Raw genomic sequence first — 261 nt, 5'->3', positions numbered from 1 at the left:
ATCCCAGCCAAAATTTACAAGAAAAAATGTTCTACCCCCAGAGATAGCTAATAGATTATCTTCTTGATTGTGATGTATGTAAAATTGCCAATTATTAAAATCTTCATCATTTGGAGGACTAACTGCAGGACCACTGTGAATAACTAGATCTCTATAATTTGATTCATTAACACTAATATCAAAAAATCTTACATCTTTTGTATCGCGAAATTTTTCATAACTTATCAATTCAAACATTTTTGATTTATTTGATTTGATAAC

At 28.4% G+C, this 261-nt stretch carries 1 pseudogene; it reads right to left on the bottom strand.

Annotated elements, in window-relative coordinates:
- Positions 1–237: pseudogene (locus AMO19_RS02605) on the bottom strand (HNH endonuclease); the annotation flags it as partial.
- Positions 238–261 lie beyond the last annotated feature (24 nt).

The organism is Prochlorococcus marinus (assembly GCF_001180245.1).
Taxonomy (GTDB): Bacteria; Cyanobacteriota; Cyanobacteriia; order PCC-6307; family Cyanobiaceae; genus Prochlorococcus_A; species Prochlorococcus_A marinus_F.
The sequence above is the reverse complement of the archived record's forward strand: the minus strand, read 5'-3'. Positions and strand labels throughout refer to the sequence as shown.